At 68.6% G+C, this 16,161-nt stretch carries 14 protein-coding genes; 1 reads left to right on the forward strand and 13 read right to left on the reverse strand.

The annotated features are described in order from the left end of the window. The 9 genes from ffh to JWS13_RS08545 form a co-directional block, all read right to left on the reverse strand. Positions 1-1,590, reverse strand: coding sequence for a signal recognition particle protein (gene ffh / locus JWS13_RS08505; RefSeq protein ID WP_206005272.1), 1,590 nt, complete (start codon positions 1,588-1,590; stop codon positions 1-3). A gap of 76 nt (positions 1,591-1,666) precedes the next feature. Then, positions 1,667-4,219 (reverse strand): [protein-PII] uridylyltransferase, encoded by a 2,553-nt coding sequence (locus JWS13_RS08510; RefSeq protein ID WP_206005273.1) that lies wholly within the window; start codon positions 4,217-4,219, stop codon positions 1,667-1,669. Further along, a complete protein-coding gene (locus JWS13_RS08515; RefSeq protein WP_005240467.1) occupies positions 4,209-4,547 on the reverse strand; it encodes a P-II family nitrogen regulator in 339 nt (112 codons plus the stop codon). Before JWS13_RS08515 ends, JWS13_RS08510 begins: the two co-directional genes overlap by 11 nt. A 4-nt stretch (positions 4,548-4,551) precedes the next feature. After that, positions 4,552-5,871 carry an ammonium transporter gene (locus tag JWS13_RS08520; RefSeq protein ID WP_225927965.1) on the reverse strand — a complete coding sequence of 440 codons (1,320 nt, stop codon included), beginning with the start codon at positions 5,869-5,871 and terminating at the stop codon, positions 4,552-4,554. 259 nt (positions 5,872-6,130) lie between these two features. After that, a complete protein-coding gene (ftsY, locus tag JWS13_RS08525; RefSeq protein ID WP_206005275.1) occupies positions 6,131-7,537 on the reverse strand; it encodes a signal recognition particle-docking protein FtsY in 1,407 nt (468 codons plus the stop codon). 66 nt (positions 7,538-7,603) lie between these two features. Further along, positions 7,604-11,209 (reverse strand): chromosome segregation protein SMC, encoded by a 3,606-nt coding sequence (gene smc, locus JWS13_RS08530; protein WP_206005276.1) that lies wholly within the window; start codon positions 11,207-11,209, stop codon positions 7,604-7,606. Positions 11,210-11,231: 22 nt separating this feature from the next. After that, complete coding sequence (locus JWS13_RS08535) at positions 11,232-11,501, reverse strand: acylphosphatase (RefSeq protein ID WP_255314957.1); 270 nt, start codon at positions 11,499-11,501, stop codon at positions 11,232-11,234. 5 nt (positions 11,502-11,506) lie between these two features. Beyond that, positions 11,507-12,436, reverse strand: coding sequence for an NHL repeat-containing protein (locus tag JWS13_RS08540; RefSeq protein WP_206011543.1), 930 nt, complete (start codon positions 12,434-12,436; stop codon positions 11,507-11,509). Next, on the reverse strand, positions 12,436-12,876 hold the full coding sequence (locus JWS13_RS08545; RefSeq protein WP_072937781.1) for an OsmC family protein: 441 nt from the start codon (positions 12,874-12,876) through the stop codon (positions 12,436-12,438). The genes JWS13_RS08540 and JWS13_RS08545 overlap by 1 nt, the downstream gene beginning before the upstream one ends. Before the next feature lie 147 nt (positions 12,877-13,023). Between JWS13_RS08545 and JWS13_RS08550 the strand changes: the two genes are divergently transcribed. After that, positions 13,024-13,728 carry a pyridoxamine 5'-phosphate oxidase family protein gene (locus tag JWS13_RS08550; protein ID WP_206005277.1) on the forward strand — a complete coding sequence of 235 codons (705 nt, stop codon included), beginning with the start codon at positions 13,024-13,026 and terminating at the stop codon, positions 13,726-13,728. Here the strand turns inward: JWS13_RS08550 and mutM are convergent. The 4 genes from mutM to JWS13_RS08570 are packed head-to-tail and all read right to left on the reverse strand — an operon-like array spanning position 13,679 to position 16,064. Next, a complete protein-coding gene (mutM, locus tag JWS13_RS08555; RefSeq protein ID WP_124392770.1) occupies positions 13,679-14,548 on the reverse strand; it encodes a bifunctional DNA-formamidopyrimidine glycosylase/DNA-(apurinic or apyrimidinic site) lyase in 870 nt (289 codons plus the stop codon). The two genes, JWS13_RS08550 and mutM, sit on opposite strands and share 50 nt — an antisense overlap. Further along, a complete protein-coding gene (gene rnc, locus JWS13_RS08560) occupies positions 14,541-15,299 on the reverse strand; it encodes a ribonuclease III (protein WP_072937778.1) in 759 nt (252 codons plus the stop codon). The genes mutM and rnc overlap by 8 nt, the downstream gene beginning before the upstream one ends. A 19-nt stretch (positions 15,300-15,318) precedes the next feature. Then, on the reverse strand, positions 15,319-15,501 hold the full coding sequence (gene rpmF / locus JWS13_RS08565) for a 50S ribosomal protein L32 (protein WP_005240446.1): 183 nt from the start codon (positions 15,499-15,501) through the stop codon (positions 15,319-15,321). A gap of 2 nt (positions 15,502-15,503) precedes the next feature. Then, positions 15,504-16,064 (reverse strand): YceD family protein, encoded by a 561-nt coding sequence (locus tag JWS13_RS08570; RefSeq protein ID WP_206005278.1) that lies wholly within the window; start codon positions 16,062-16,064, stop codon positions 15,504-15,506. Between the last annotated feature and the right edge of the window lie 97 nt (positions 16,065-16,161).

Consider the following 16,161-nt stretch of genomic DNA (forward strand, 5'->3'; position numbering starts at 1 on the left):
CTACTTCTTCGGCAGCTTCAGCTGGGACAGGTCGATGCCCTCGAGTCCGGGCGGCAACTCGTCGAGGCCCTTCGGCATGTTCGACAGGTCGGGCATCCCCGCGGGGAGACCTCCGGGCGGCATCCCCGGGAACCCGCCGGGCAGGCCACCGGGGAATCCTCCGCGCACCTTCGGCGGCGTCGGTCCCTTGCCACCCTTCTTGCCCTTCTTGCCCTTCTTGCTGCTGCGCTGCGGCTTGCGCGCACCTGGCATGCCCATGCGCCCGGCCATCGCGGCCATCATCTTGCGGGCCTCGAAGAAGCGGTCCACGAGCTGGTTGACGTCGGAGACCTTCACGCCGGAACCGTTGGCGATCCGCAGCCTGCGGGAGGCGTTGATGATCTTCGGGTCGTCGCGCTCGGCGGGGGTCATACCGCGGATGATCGCCTGCACCCGGTCGAGCTGCTTCTCGTCGACGTTCGCGAGAGCGTCCTTCATCTGCCCCGCACCCGGGAGCATGCCCAGGAGGTTGCCGATGGGACCCATCTTGCGGACGGCCATCATCTGCTCGAGGAAGTCTTCGAGGGTCAGCTGGCCGGAGCCGATCTTCTGCGCGGTGGCCTCGGCCTGCTTCTGGTCGAAGACCTGCTCCGCCTGCTCGATGAGGCTGAGCACGTCACCCATGCCGAGGATGCGGCTGGCCATGCGGTCGGGGTGGAAGATGTCGAAGTCTTCGAGCTTCTCACCCGTGGACGCGAACAGGATGGGCTGCCCGGTGACCTCGCGAACGCTGAGCGCGGCGCCACCACGGGCGTCGCCGTCGAGCTTCGTGAGCACGACACCGGTGAATCCGACACCCTCGCGGAACGCCTCGGCGGTGCTGACCGCGTCCTGACCGATCATCGCGTCGAGGACGAAGATCGTCTCGTCGGGGTTCACGGCGTCGCGGATGCCCGCGGCCTGCGCCATCAGGTCGGCGTCGATACCCAGGCGACCCGCGGTGTCGACGATGACCACGTCGAACTGCTTGTTGCGGGCTTCCTCGACACCGGCCCGGGCCACCTCGACCGGGTCGGCCGCGGTGATGCCCAGCTCGTTGTCGCCGCCGCCGATGGACGTGCCCGGGTGCGGCGCGAACACCGTGGCTCCGGCGCGCTCACCGACGATCTGCAGCTGGGTGACGGCGCCGGGACGCTGCAGGTCGCAGGCAACGAGCAGCGGGGTGTGCCCCTGGTCGCGCAGCCACTTCGCGAGCTTGCCCGCGAGGGTGGTCTTACCGGAACCCTGCAGACCGGCGAGCATGATGACCGTCGGCGGCGTCTTGGCGAACACCAGCCGGCGGGTCTCGCCACCGAGGATCCCGACGAGTTCCTCGTTGACGATCTTGACGACCTGCTGCGCCGGGTTCAGCGCCGCCGAGACCTCGACGCCCTTGGCGCGTTCCTTGATCTTGGCGATGAACGAGCGGACGACGGGCAGCGCGACGTCTGCCTCGAGCAGGGCCAACCGGATCTCACGGCAGGTGGCATCGATGTCGGCTCCGGAAAGGCGACCCTTGCCACGCAGATCCTTGAGGGCTCCGGTCAACCTGTCGGAAAGGGATTCGAACACCGAGTGCGCTCCTGAAGTCATACGAGTGTGCGGTGGATATTCTCGGGCACCAGCCTAGCCGCTCACGTCCGGTCGTTCATTCTCCCCCGCTGCCCTCCTGCTTCTTCGGCTTCGTGAGCGGGACGACGCCGAGGATCGCGCTCTCGACCTGTTCCCGGCTCGCCCTGGTGTCCCCGCCGCCGACATCGAGGCAGAACGAGTCGATCACCGACGAGCCCAGGGTGGTCACCCGCGCCCACCGGACGTCCGCTCCGCACGTGTCGAACGCGTCGGCCAGCCTGCACAGCAGCCCCAGCCGGTCCTCGGCCCTGAGCTCGAGGATGACCTCGCCGGGCGACGCCGTGTCGAACCAGATGACCCGCGGCGGCGCCTGCGCGTACTGCACCGGAACGGCGGCCTCGCCGCGTTCCTCGACGGCGGCGACGCGCTGGCTCTCGCGGGCCTCCTCCTCCTTGGCGGTCAGCATCTCCATCAGATTCAGCTCGCCCGCCAGCGCGCGGATCAGCTCCTGGCGCAGCAGTCCCGCCTGCGGCGGGGCCCCGAACCTCGGGGACACGACGAACGAGTTGACCGCCGAACCCTCGGCACCGCCCAGCGAGGCGGAGAAGACCCGCAGGGAGTGCAGCGCGAGCACGCCCGCTGCCTTCGACAGCAGACCCCGCTGGTCGGGGGCGATGACCGTCACCACATACGTGTGGGGACTGTCCGCGGGGACCAGTGCGACGTGCACGCCCCCCGTCGCCGCCAGAGCGACGTGCTCCGGATCGAGCGGATCCGGCGCGGGCAGCACCTCGCCCGCCATGACCAGGCGGCAGCGGCGCACGAGTTCGCCGATGAGCGAGGACTTCCAGTCACCCCACACCCCGGGACCGGTCGCCAGTGAATCCGCCTCCGCCAGCGCGTGCAGCAGTTCGAGCAGAACGCCGTCTCCGCCGAGCGCCTCGACCACCCTCTCGACCGTCGCGGGATCGTCGAGGTCCCGCCGCGTCGCGGTGTGCGGCAGCAGGAGATGGTGGCGCACGATCGCCGTCAGCAGCGCGACGTCGGACGGCCACAATCCCAGCCGCTTGCCGATCTGGGTGGCCAGTTCCGCGCCGACCACGCTGTGATCGCCGCCGCGGCCCTTGCCGATGTCGTGCAGCAGCGCGCCGAGCATCAGCAGATCCGGGCGCGCGACTCGGGTGGTGAACCCACTGGCATACGCGGCGGTCTCGACGAGATGGCGATCCACCGTCCACGTGTGCACCGCGTCCCGCGGCGGCAGGTCCCGGACGGCACCCCACTCGGGAAGCAGCCTGCCCCACAGTCCGGTGCGATCGAGGGCCTCGATCGCGGCGACGGCCCGGCTACCGGAGCCCAGCATCACCAGCAGATCGTTCAGCGCCTCCTTCGGCCACGGCTCACGCAGCTCGGGGGCGTTGTCGGCCAGGCGATTCAGGGTGGACGCCGACATCGGCATCCCCGTCGTCGCCGACGCCGACGCCACCCGCAGCACGAGGCCGGGGTCCTTCGCGGGCCGGGCGTCGCGGGCCAGCACCACTTCCCCGGCGTGCTCGACGACTCCCTCGTCGAGGGGCCGCCGAACCGGTGGCCGGCGCAACCGCGCCAGACCACGCCGCGGCAGAGCATGGCCTGCCGTCCGCACCCCGACGTCGACGGAGTAGCTGATGGTGCGCGCGGCATCGCTGAGCATGCGCGCGAGGTCGAACCGATCGCCGATCCGGAGCGCGGCGCCGATCTCGTCGGCGTCCTGCGCCCGCAACTGGTCGCGCGAGCGTCCCGCCACCCGGTGCAGTTCGGTGCGGACGTCGAGGAGCCGCCGGTGCGCGAGCGCCAGTCCCCCGCCGGGCGACTCCGGGCCGAGTCCGGGCATGCCGTCGGTGAGCTGCGCAATGGACAGCGCGTTGAGCAACTGCACGTCCCGCAGTCCACCGCGACCGCTCTTGAGGTCGGGCTCGGCACGGTGAGCGATCTGGCCGCTGCGTTCCCAGCGGGCCTGCGTCTGCTCGATGAGGCCGTCGAAGCGGTTACGGATGTCGGTGCGCCACTGCCGGCGCACGCCGCTGATGAGCAGATTGGTCAGCTCGACGTCACCGACGATGTGGCGCGCCTCGAGCATCCCCAGGGCCGCGGTGATGTCCGTGTCCGCCACCTGCAGCGCCTGGGGGATGGTGCGGACACTGTGGTCGAGCTTGATGTGCGCGTCCCACAACGGATACCAGAGCTGGTCGGCCACCTGCGAGACCACCGCCGGATCCATGTCGTCGTGGAGCAGGAGGAGGTCGAGATCCGAGTACGGCAGCATTTCCCGCCGGCCGAGCCCCCCGACCGCGACGAGCGCGAAGCCGCTGTCCGGCTTGATGCCGAGTTCGGCACCCTTTGTGGTCAACCAGAACTCGTGCAGATCGACGAGCGCGTGACGCAGCGCAGCCGCGTCGAGCCGCCGACCGTGACCTGCCGGATTCCTTGCGCCGGGGCCGGTCTCGGAGCCGCCGGTGAGCAGTTGCCTGCGTGCGCGGGCCAGGTCCGCCGCTTCGTCCGATCCGCCTGACGCAACCGGCCCTGGTTCCGTCGCCTTGGCGACGGGACCAGGGCCGGTCTTACCGGACCCGTTGGGGTCAGAGCGCATCCGCGCCGCGTTCCCCGGTGCGTACCCGGATGACCGACTCGACCGGTGAGACCCACACCTTGCCGTCACCGATCTTGCCGGTGCGTGCGGCCTCGACGATCACCTCGACGACCTTGTCCACAGCAGCGTCGTCCACGACGACCTCGACCCGGACCTTCGGTACGAAATCGACCGAGTACTCGGCGCCTCGGTAGACCTCGGTGTGGCCCTTCTGCCGGCCGTACCCCTGAACCTCACTGACGGTCATGCCCAGGACACCCGCCTGCTCGAGTCCCGTCTTGACGTCCTCCAGAGTGAACGGCTTGACAATTGCTGTGATCAGCTTCATTTCCTCATCCCTCCTTGCCGGATACACGAGCGGCTGCCGAGTTTCCGCCGAGAGCGGCGAAATCGTAGGCGGTTTCTGCGTGTTCCGACTCGTCCACTCCAAGTGATTCACCCTCGTCGCTGAGCCGCAGCCCGATCGTGAACTTCACGATCAACGCGACGACGGCCGTACCGACGAGCGAGTAAAGCAGTACTGCTCCGGCGCCCACTGCCTGACGCCAGAGTTGGTCGAGGCCTCCACCATAGAACAGTCCGACAACGCCCGCGGGCGCCTCAGACGTTGCGACCAGGCCGACCATCAGCGTTCCGACGATGCCACCGACCAGGTGAACACCGACGACGTCGAGCGAGTCGTCGAACCCGAAGCGGAACTTGAGTCCGACGGCGAGCGCGCAGAGCGCTCCGGCCACGACGCCGATCGCGAGTGCGCCGAGGACGTTCACCGAGGAGCAGGAAGGCGTGATGGCGACCAGGCCGGCCACGATTCCGGAAGCCGCGCCGAGCGTGGTGGCGTGGCCGTCACGAATACGCTCGACCAGGAGCCAGGCGAGCATGGCCGCGCACGTTCCGATGACGGTCGTGATGAAGGTTGCACCGGCGATTCCGTTGGAACCGACAGCCGAACCGGCGTTGAATCCGAACCAGCCGAACCAGAGCAGGCCTGCGCCGAGCATCACGAAGGGCAGGTTGTGCGGACGGAACGGGGTTCCCGGCCATCCCTTGCGCTTGCCGAGGATGATCGCGAGGACGAGGCCGGCGGCGCCGGCGTTGATGTGGACCGCGGTACCACCCGCGAAGTCGACCGCGGCAAGTTTGTTGGCGATCCAGCCGCCGGTCTCGGCGGTGACGCCGTCGAAGGCGAAGACCCAGTGCGCCACGGGGAAGTACACGACCGTCGCCCAGAGGCCGGCGAACAGCAGCCAGGGACCGAAGCGGAGGCGATCTGCGACGGCACCCGAGATGAGGGCGACCGTGATGATCGCGAACATGGCCTGGAACGCGACGAAGACGGTCGCGGGAATGGTGCCGACGAGCGGGATCGCGGAATCGGCGATGACCGAACCGGCGTCGTCGGTCTCGGCAAGGTAGGAACCGCCGATCAGTCCTTTGAGCCCGAAGTACTGGAACGGATCACCGACAAAGTTCCCCTTGTCCTCACCGAAAGCCATGGAGTAGCCGTAGAGAACCCACAGAATGCCGACGACACCCATCGCACTGATGCTCATCATGAGCATGTTCAGCACGCTCTTGGCCCGCACCATGCCGCCGTAGAAGAACGCAAGACCCGGAGTCATGAGCAACACGAGCGCGGCGCTGGTCAGCATCCACGCTGTGTCCCCGGTGTCCGGTGCACCGATAGTGGGGAAATCCACCTTGAGCCTCCTCCTTCTCTGCCCAGCCGGTTGCGGCTGACGACCTGAGAAGAAGGGTGCTCAGTTGGTGTTTCGGCTGTGCCACTGCACTGTTTCGCGCACGTGAACGCATCGACCTATTTTGTTGCGTATACGTTTCGCCAGGCGATTTGCGGTCGGTTTCGGGTCCCCGGAGCCGTCCGGGACCCCGAGACGACCGCCGGATCCCCCTCTAACCGAGCAACGCGTCGACGAAGGCGCCCGGCTCGAAAGGCGCCAGATCGTCGGCGCCCTCACCGAGTCCGACGAGCTTCACGGGGACCCCGAGTTCGTGCTGCACCTGGAACACGATGCCGCCCTTGGCGGTGCCGTCGAGTTTGGTGAGCACCACACCGGTGATGTCGACGACCTCGGCGAACACCCGCGCCTGCGCCAGGCCGTTCTGGCCGATGGTCGCGTCGAGAACCAGGAGGACGTCGTCGACCGACGCCTTCTTCTCGATGACCCGCTTGACCTTGCCGAGTTCGTCCATCAGACCCGTCTTGGTGTGCAGCCTGCCCGCGGTATCGATCAGCACGACGTCGACGCCGTTGTCGATCCCCTTGGCCACCGCGTCGAACGCGACGGCCGCCGGATCCGCGGCTTCCTTCCCGCGCACCACTTCGGCGCCGACCCGTTCGGCCCACGTCTGCAACTGGTCGGCGGCGGCCGCGCGGAACGTGTCGGCGGCGCCCAGCAGGACGCGCCTGCCGTCGGCCACGAGAACACGCGCGAGCTTGCCCGTGGTGGTGGTCTTGCCGGTGCCGTTCACACCGACGACGAGCAGGACAGCCGGGTGATCGTCGTGGGGAAGGGCGCGGATGGAGCGGTCGAGTTCCGGACGGAGTTCGGAGACCAGGACCTCACGCAGCAGCGCGCGGGCGTCGGCCTCGGTGCGGACGCTGCGCGACGCCATCTGCTCACGCAGCGACGTGACGATCTTCGTGGTGGTCGCCGAACCGAGGTCGGCGATGAGGAGCGTGTCCTCCACCTCTTCCCAGGAGTCCTCGTCGAGGTCGCCGCCGCCGAGCAGTCCCAGCAGGCTCTTGCCTACGGCCGACTGGGACCGGGACAGACGCCCACGCAGACGGTCGAGGCGGCCTTCGGTTGGGGCGATGACGTCGAGCGCGGGTGCCGCGGGAGCCGGTTCGGGCTCGGGAGCCGGCGCGACCTCGGGTTCCGGTTCGACCTCCGGGGCGACCACCGGTTCGTAGGTGACCGGCTCCGGCGGCGCTTTCGACTTCTCCGGTGCCTTTTCCGGGGCCTTCTCCGGCGCGGGAGCCTTCTCCGGCTCCGGAGGCGCCACGACCTCCGGTTCGGGGGTGATCGTGGGTTCCGGCACCGGTTCGGGCAGCACCGGCTCCGGCACCACCTCGCGGGGCGGCGCCGTCGCCGTCGACCCCTGGCTGAAGTTGAAGCCGCCGTCGGCGCGATAACTGCCCGAACGGTCCTTCTCCGCCGTGGTGACCTGCGGGGTGTCCGGCGCCTTCAGGGAGATCCGGCGACGCCGATACAGCAGGGACCCGACGACGAGAACGACGAGAAGTACGGCCAGTGCGGCCGCGATGGCAATCCAAGCTCCGGTAGTCACGCCGCCCATTGTTTCAGGCTCCGGATTCCGTCGCGCACTGCCTCGCCGGGCGAACGGTCCCGGCCGGTGCCGGAATCAGGCGTCTGCGGCCGCCATGTCCTGGCCACGGAGCCGCTGCGAGATGACGGTGGTGATGCCGTCGCCGCGCATGCTGACGCCGTACAGCGCGTCGGCCACCTCCATCGTCGGCTTCTGGTGGGTGATGACGATCAGCTGAGACTTCTCCCGCAGCTGCTCGAACAACCCGATGAGGCGACGCAGATTGGTGTCGTCCAGCGCGGCCTCCACCTCGTCCATCACGTAGAAGGGGGACGGCCTGGCCCGGAAGATCGCCACGAGCATCGCCACGGCCGTGAGCGATTTCTCACCACCGGAGAGCAACGACAGCCGCTTGACCTTCTTGCCGGGCGGCCGGGCCTCCACCTCGATGCCGGTCGTCAGCATGTCGGACGGGTCGGTGAGCACCAGCCTGCCCTCACCGCCGGGGAACAGTTTCGCGAAGACCTGCACGAATTCGCGTTCGACGTCCGCGTAGGCCTCGGTGAACACCTGCAGGATCCGGGCATCGACGTCGGCGACGACACCGAGGAGGTCCTTGCGGGCGGTCTTCACGTCCTCGAGCTGTGTCGAGAGGAAGTTGTAGCGCTCCTCGAGCGCGGCGAACTCCTCGAGCGCCAGCGGGTTGACCTTGCCGAGGGTCGCCAGATCCTTCTCGGCACGTTTCGCGCGACGTTCCTGCGTGGTGCGGTCGTACGGAATCGGCGCGGGCATGGTGACCTGTTCGCCGCGCTCCTTCGCCTGCTCGTACTCCTCCATCTCGAGCGCGGACGGTGGCAGCGCGACGTCGGGACCGTATTCGGCGATCAGATCGTCCAGGCCGATCCCGTGCTGGTCGAGGATCGCCTCCTCGAGTTGTTCGATGCGCAGTGCGGCCTGGGCGCGGGCCACCTCGTCGCGGTGCACGGCGTCGGTGAGCGACGCCAGCTGTCCGGTGAGCTGACGTACCCTCTCCTTCACCTGTTCGAGTTGGGTCGTCCGCTCGGTGCGGGCCCGGGCGAGGTCGTCCCGGTGCGCCATCGCGGCGTCGACGACCTCTCCGAGGTGCTCGGCGACCCGCTGTCCGGACTCGGCGACCGCAGCCGCGACGGCGGCCGCATTCTGCCGGGCCTTCATCGCGCGTTCGGCCCGGGCACGCGCGTCGCGTTCCACCTGGGCGGCGCGGCGCAGCGAATCGGCCTTGCCGCGCACCGACTCGGCCCGTTCCTCGGCCGTGCGGACGGACAGCCGGGCCTCGACCTCCACGGCCCGCACTTCCGCCAGGGCCGCGGCCGCCATCTCCCGATCGATGCTCGTCGAATCGGAACCACCGGTGTCGGCGCCGGCGGGCGAGGCGTCCTGTTCTGCCATCCGCAGCCGTTCCTCGAGTTCGGCCAGCCCGGTCAGCGTGTCCTCGCGACCACTCTCGGCCTTCTCCCGCTGCGCCATGAGCCGATCGGATTCGGCGTGCGCGGCGCGGGCCGCCTGGCCGAGGCGGCCGAGGCGTTCGTAGATGGCCGACATCGCGGCGTCGGACTCGTTCAGCGCGGCCAGCGCCTGCTCGGCGTTCTCCTGGCGGTCGGCCTGTTCCGCGACGGCTCCGGACAGTGCCGCGGACAATTCTTCGGCTCGCCGTTCGGCGCGGGCGAGGTCCTGCACCGAGTTGTCGATGGCGGCCTGCACCTCGAGGGTGCTCGGCTGCCGGTCCGAGCCGCCGCTCATCCAGCCCGCCCCGAGGAGATCTCCGTCGCGGGTGACGGCGCGCACGTCGGGTCTGCGCCGGACGTGTTCGACGGCGTCGTCGAGGGAGTCGACGACGACCACGCCGCCCAGGAGTGCCGCGAGCCCGGTCCGCAGTTCGGCGGGGCAGTCGATGACGTCGACGGCCCACCGGGCGCCGGAATCCAGGTGCCCACCGTTCGGCACGGCCTGATCGGTGCCGATGACCAGGGACGCCCGACCGCTGTCCGTGTCCTTCAGCGCACCGACCGCGCCGCGGGCGGCGTCGAGGGATTCGGCGACCACGGCGTCCGCGGCGGGACCCATCGCTGCCGCGACCGCACCCTCGTAGCCCTTTTCGACGGTGATGAGGCCACCGATCGGTCCCCGGATACCGTGCTCGCCCCGGTTCTCGACGAGCCAGCCTGCGCCGTCCTTGCGTTCGAGGCCCATCGACAGCGCGTCGATCCGGGCGCGGAGCGACGCCACTTCCTGCCCGGCGGCGCGTTCGTCGGCCTGGAGTTCGGTGACGCGTTCGGTGATCAGGCGTAGCGCCTCGACGGCACGCTCGTGGTGGGAATCGAGCCCGAGTTCACCGGCGTCGAGGTCGCCGATCTCGTCCTGGACGACCTCGAACTCGGACTGCGCGGCGTCGCCGCGCCGGCGGGCCTCGTCGATCGCGACGGTCAGCCGCGACACTTCGGCGTCGACGGAGTCGGCGCGGGTGCGCAGGGTGTCGACCTGCCCGGACAGCCGGGCCAGGCCTTCCCGGCGGTCGGCGATCGCCCGCACCGCCGCCATGTGGGCCCGTTCCGCGTCGGCGGCGGTCTCCTCCCCCAGCGCCAGTTGCTCCTTGGCCGCGTCCAGCGCCGCGCGGGCCATTTCGACGGCTTCGACGAGTTCCATTTCCTCCGCGGCGATCCGGTCGGCGCGGGCCTCCATCTCGTCCGGATCCTGACCGCGGTTCGCGGACGGCTCGGAGTCGAGGTGGCGCGCCCGTTCGCGGGCGATGCGGATGGTCGCGTTGACGCGTTCCGCGAGTGCCGACAGCTGGAACCACGTCTGCGCGGCCGCTTCGGCACCCGGTGTGAGCCTCGATAGTTCCTGCTCGTGCCGTCCCAGCTCCAGATTGGCCTCGTCGAGCGCCTCGGTGACGTGGTCGTGCTGTTCGCGGGCGACCTTCTCGTCCTGCGCCTGGTCGGCCAGCTCCTCGCGCCGCGTCACCAGGTCGTCGGCGGCGAGCCGCAGCTTCGCGTCGCGCAGGTCGGCCTGCACGGTCTGCGCGCGGCGGGCCACCTCGGCCTGCCGCCCGAGTGGTTTGAGCTGTCGGCGCAGTTCCGCCGTGAGGTCGTTGAGGCGGGCCAGATTGGCCTGCATCGCATCGAGTTTGCGTACCGCTTTTTCCTTGCGTTTGCGGTGCTTGAGCACCCCGGCGGCCTCTTCGATGAACGCGCGCCGGTCTTCCGGACGCGATTCGAGGATGGCGGCGAGGCGACCCTGCCCGACGATCACGTGCATTTCCCGGCCGATACCGGAGTCGCTGAGCAGTTCCTGCACGTCCATCAGCCGGCACGAGCTGCCGTTGATCTCGTATTCGCCGGCGCCGTCGCGGAACATACGCCGGGTGATCGACACCTCGGAGTAGTCGATCGGCAGCGCGCCGTCGGAGTTGTCGATGGTCAGCGTCACCTCGGCGCGCCCGAGGGGCGCCCGCCCGGCGGTGCCGGCGAAGATGACGTCTTCCATCTTGCCGCCGCGCAGCGCCTTCGCCCCCTGCTCACCCATCACCCAGGTGAGGGCGTCGACGACATTGGACTTGCCCGACCCGTTGGGCCCTACGACACAGGTGATTCCCGGCTCGAATCGCAGAGTCGTTGCGGACGCAAAGGATTTGAATCCCTTCAGCGTCAGACTCTTCAGATGCATGACGGAGAACTTTACCTTCGGTTCACCGTTCGACGAACCCGGTGAGGTCGCCGCGGGGGGAATCCCATTGCTCCACGACGAGATCCACCGCGCCCGGCGTGTCTCCCGACCGCAGCAGCGTCAGCAGGGTATCCAGCTTGTCTCGGGGACCCTCGGCGATGACGAGTACCCGGCCGTCCTTCTGGTTGGCCGCGTATCCGACGAGGCCGAGTTCGAGTGCGCGGGCGCGGGTCCACCACCGGAATCCGACACCCTGCACGTACCCGTGCACCCACGCGGTCATTCTCTCCATGTCCGTCACGACCGTTCGAGCTTGTAGATCTTCCCGGTGAAGCTGGTGGCGTAGAGCGCGTCCGGGTCCCAGCCCGGTCCGGCGCCGAAGCGCACCGAGGACACGAGGGGCAGCCCGGACGCGAGCGCGCAGCTCTCCCCCGTCGCCGGATCGACGCGGACCACCTTGCCGCCGCCGTTGTACGCGACGTACACGATGCCGTCCGGTCCGACGGTGAGGTCGTCGGCCGCGTTGAGTGGCCCGGAGCCGGGCAACTCGACGGACACGACGGGACCGCGCAGGTCGTTTTCGCGGAGGATGCGCAGCGTGGTGGTGGTGTCGAACGTCGTGACCGTGTACACGTTGCCGTCGTGCACGGCGAGTCCGTCGACGGTCCCCAGATCGGTGCGCACGACCTCCGGTGTGCGGGGATCCTCGGCCGGGACGCGGGTCAGTCCGGCGCCGGAGCCGAGATTCCGCGCGGTGAGGATGTCGCCGTTGCTCAGCCGGACGAGCCCGTTCGGCATGACCAGCCCCTCGGCGACGGTGCTCGTGTCACCGGTGTCGAGATTCACGACGTCGACGGTGCCGCTCGTCGAGCCCGTGACCCCGGAGGCGAAGGAGTTCCCTGTGGCGAAGTACGCGTCGGCGCCGTCCACGGCGATCCCGCCCGGCGACTCGACCTCGGGCACGATCGGGGTGACGGTGCCGTCGGGGCTGACGCCGTCCAGGGCTCCGCCGCCCACCAGGCCCGTCCGCGACACCAGCATGGTGCCCGCGCCGTCGAAGGCCAGGTTCTCGAGCACGCCCGCGCCGGACGTCACCTCCGACACCGACCACGGGGTGCAGGCGCCGCCGGGGGGCGAGAACGCGGGCCCGGCCGCGGCCGGCGCGACCACGAGCAGACCCGCGCAGAGCGCCGCCCCGCCCGCGAGTGCGGCGAGCTCACGCCGCATCATTGTTCCTTCTCGACGGTCAACGTCACTTTCGTCCCGGCCTTCAGCGTCCGCCCGACCGTGCACACCTTGTCGACCGACCGTTCCACGAGCGTGACCAGACGCTCCTGCGCGTCGGCGTCGAGTTCGCTGAGATCGAGCTCGAGCACCTCGTCGAGCTGCGGGTACACCTCGTTCTCCCGGTCGGCGGCGCCGGACACCCGGATGGTGGCCTCGTAGTTGTCGCCCAGGCGCCGCGACAGCGGGAAGTCCGAGCTCATTCCGCTGCACGCGGCGAGTGCGATCTTCAGAAGCTCCCCTGGAGTGAACACGCCCTCCACGCCCTCGGAGCCGATCAGGACCTCGGCGCCGCGGGAGCTGCGGCCGGTGTACAGCCGGGTGCCCGTTCGCTCGACCCACAGTGAAGTGGGCGCCGTCGTGTCGGAAGTCTGTTCTGCCATGTGCTCAATCCTGCCACCGAGGGGCGCAACGCCAGGTAGGCGGGTGGGCGGCACCGGTTTCCACCGATTTGTGAACGCCGATTCTCAGCAGTGGGAACCGGTGGGCCGTAGGGTGAACCGACCAACGATGCCGAGACGTAGCGGGGAATGCTGATGGGCCAGATCGGGAGTGCGGGAGAACGCCGACTTCAATCCGAGTTCGGCACCGGGGATCGTGCCGCCAAGTTCTACTCGGATCAGATGCTGGACCATCTCAATCCGACGATGATCGAGTTCGTCGGACGCCAGGAGATCGCGTTCATCGCCACCGCCGACGCCTCCGGCGAATGCGACAACAGTCTGCGCGCCGGGACACCGGGATTCATGCACGTCATCGACTCGAAGACCCTCGCGTACCCGGAGTACCGCGGCAACGGTGTCATGGCGAGCCTCGGCAACATCCTGGAAAATCCGCACGTCGGAATCATTCTCGTGGACTTCGTGCAGGACCTCATCGGACTGCACGTGAACGGTTCGGCCCGGATCGTCGACGACGAGGTCCTCCGCTCCGAGATCGCGGATCTGCCGGTGGACCACTCCGGCGGGCGGGTCCCGGAACGCTGGGTGGTCGTGGACGTGGAGGAGGCATACATCCACTGCCGCAAGCACATTCCGAGGATGGCACCGGTTCCCCGCCACCGCGAATGGGGAACCGACGACGTGAAACGCAAGGGCGGCGACTACTTCGACGCCAAGGCGACGCCACGCCACGACGCCGACGGACAGGCCGCCGAAGAGCCCGTGCCCGCGGGACTCACGCAGGTCATCTCGCCGGGCTTCTCCGTGGCGCCGGCTGGCACTTCGGGCAACTGAACGACGAGCGGTTCATGAACTTCTCCCGCCGGATCGCGGTGCCGCACCGCGGGCACGGGCGATCCTCCTGACCGTAGGCGGACAGGGAGCGGTCGAAGTAGCCCGATTCGCCGTTGACGTTCACGTACAGCGCGTCGAAGGACGTGCCGCCCTGGGTGAGTGCCTCACGCATCACCTGCTGGGCGGCGGTGAGCACCGCACGAATCCGGGGACCGGTCAGCCTGTCGGTGAGCCGGTTTCCGTGGATCTGCGCGCGCCACAACGCCTCGTCCGCGTAGATGTTGCCGATGCCCGAGACGACGGTCTGGTCCAGCAGCACACGTTTGATCTCGGTGTGCTTGCCGCGCACCACCTTCACGGTGGCCGCCAGATCGAAACGCGGATCCAGTGGGTCGCGGGCGATGTGCGCCACCGAGTCCGGCACGAGCGAGCCGTCGACGTCGACGAGAGGCGCGAGCGCCCAGCCCCCGAACGTCCGCTGATCGACGAACCGGAGGTCGAGACCGGAATCGAGCCGGGCCCGGATACGCAGATGCTTCTCGGTCGGCAATTCCGGTGGCTGCACGAGCATTTGACCACTCATACCGAGATGCACCACGAGGGCGACCGTGCTGGGTTCGAGGACCAGCCACAGGTACTTCCCGCGGCGGTCGGCGCCCGCGATCCGTTCGCCGGTGAGCTGTCCGGCGAGGTCCGCGGCACCGGGCAGGTGACGCCGGATCGCCCGCGGATGCAGGATGTCCACCGAATCGATGGACGCCCCCACGATGTGGCGTTCGAGTCCGCGCCGAACTACCTCGACTTCGGGTAGTTCAGGCACTGACGTCGTCGGTCGCTACGTCGGGTCCTGCGTCGGACAACGCATTCCACGCCGTGCTCGCAGCCTTCTGCTCGGCCTCTTTCTTGGAGCGGCCGATCCCGACGCCGAGGGGCTTGCCTCCGACGATCACGGTGGCGGTGAACTCCTTGTCGTGATCCGGACCGGTCGCGGTGATCTCGTACGCCGGAACTCCGACGCCACGCTCCGCGGTCAGCTCCTGCAGGCTCGTCTTCCAGTCCAGGCCCGCGCCGAGGCGGGGGGCTCGCTGGAGGAGGTCGCTGAAGAGATCGAGGACGACGCGTCGCGCCGTCTCGATTCCGTGCTCGAGATGGATGGCGCCGAGAATCGACTCCATGCCGTCGGCCAGGATGCTCGGCTTGTCGCGGCCGCCGGTCATCTCCTCGCCCTTCCCGAGCAGGAGATGGGCACCGAGACCGCCCTCACCGAGGCTGCGCGCCACTTCCGCGAGCGCGTGCATATTCACGATGCTCGCCCGGATCTTCGCGAGGTCGCCCTCGGATTTGTCGGGGTGCGCGAGGTAGAGCTTCTCCGTGACGGTGACTCCGAGTACGGAGTCACCGAGAAACTCGAGACGCTCGTTGGTGGGCAGACCACCGTTCTCGTACGCATACGAGCGGTGCGTCAACGCCAAGGTGAGCAGTGAAGGCTCGATTTCTACGCCGAGGGCGGCGAGGAGGGAAGCATGATCCTCCTCGCCGCCGGCGGGTGTATTACTGATGTCGCTCGTCACAACGCCTCTCCGCGGAGAATTAGACGGCGGCAGTGACCTGGCGGCCCTTGTATGTGCCACACGACGGGCACGCGACGTGGGGCAGCGTCTTCTCGCCGCAGCCACGGTTGGGGCAGGTGACGAGGGTAGGCACAGTGGTCTTCCACTGGCTGCGACGCGACCTCGTGTTGGATCGCGACATTCTGCGCTTGGGGACAGCCACTTCTACTTCTCCTCGGCTTCGTTGTTCACAAGATTCTTGCTGGGTTCCGAATCCACGCCAAATTTGGCTGCAAGACCAGCCCAGCGAGGATCAAGTATGTCATGCCCGTGGCCAGATTCGGCAATCGCCAGGCGAACGCCACATTCTGGGCACAATCCTTGGCAGTCGTCACTGCAGAGCGGCTGCAACGGCAGTGCGAGGCCGACGGCGTCGATCACGACGGGTTCGAGGTCGATCTCGTCGTCGACGACGTGATAGACCTCCCCCTCCTCCGTGGTCTCTTCCGTGGTGCTGTCCGGGTACGCGAACAGTTCCGTGATGGTCAGGTCCACCGCATCGGAGAACGGCTCGAGACATCTCGAGCACTCCCCGACGGTGTCGGCTCGCAGCGAACCGGTGACCAGGACCCCCTCGGATACGGCCTCCAACCGGAGATCCAGATCGATCTCCGATCCTTCCTCGATGGCGATCAGGTCGAGACCGATGCGCCGTGGCGCCGTCACCACCCGTTCCACGGTGCGCATCGAACCGGGACGACGGCCGAGTTTGACCGTGTCCAGCACGAAGTCCGCGTCCCGACGGGAACGCGATGAGCTGTGGCGATGGGATGACAACAGGCTTCACTTTCGAGAAAAGGAAAACGACAAAGGGCAACCACTC

Source organism: Rhodococcus pseudokoreensis (assembly GCF_017068395.1).
Taxonomy (GTDB): Bacteria; Actinomycetota; Actinomycetes; order Mycobacteriales; family Mycobacteriaceae; genus Rhodococcus_F; species Rhodococcus_F pseudokoreensis.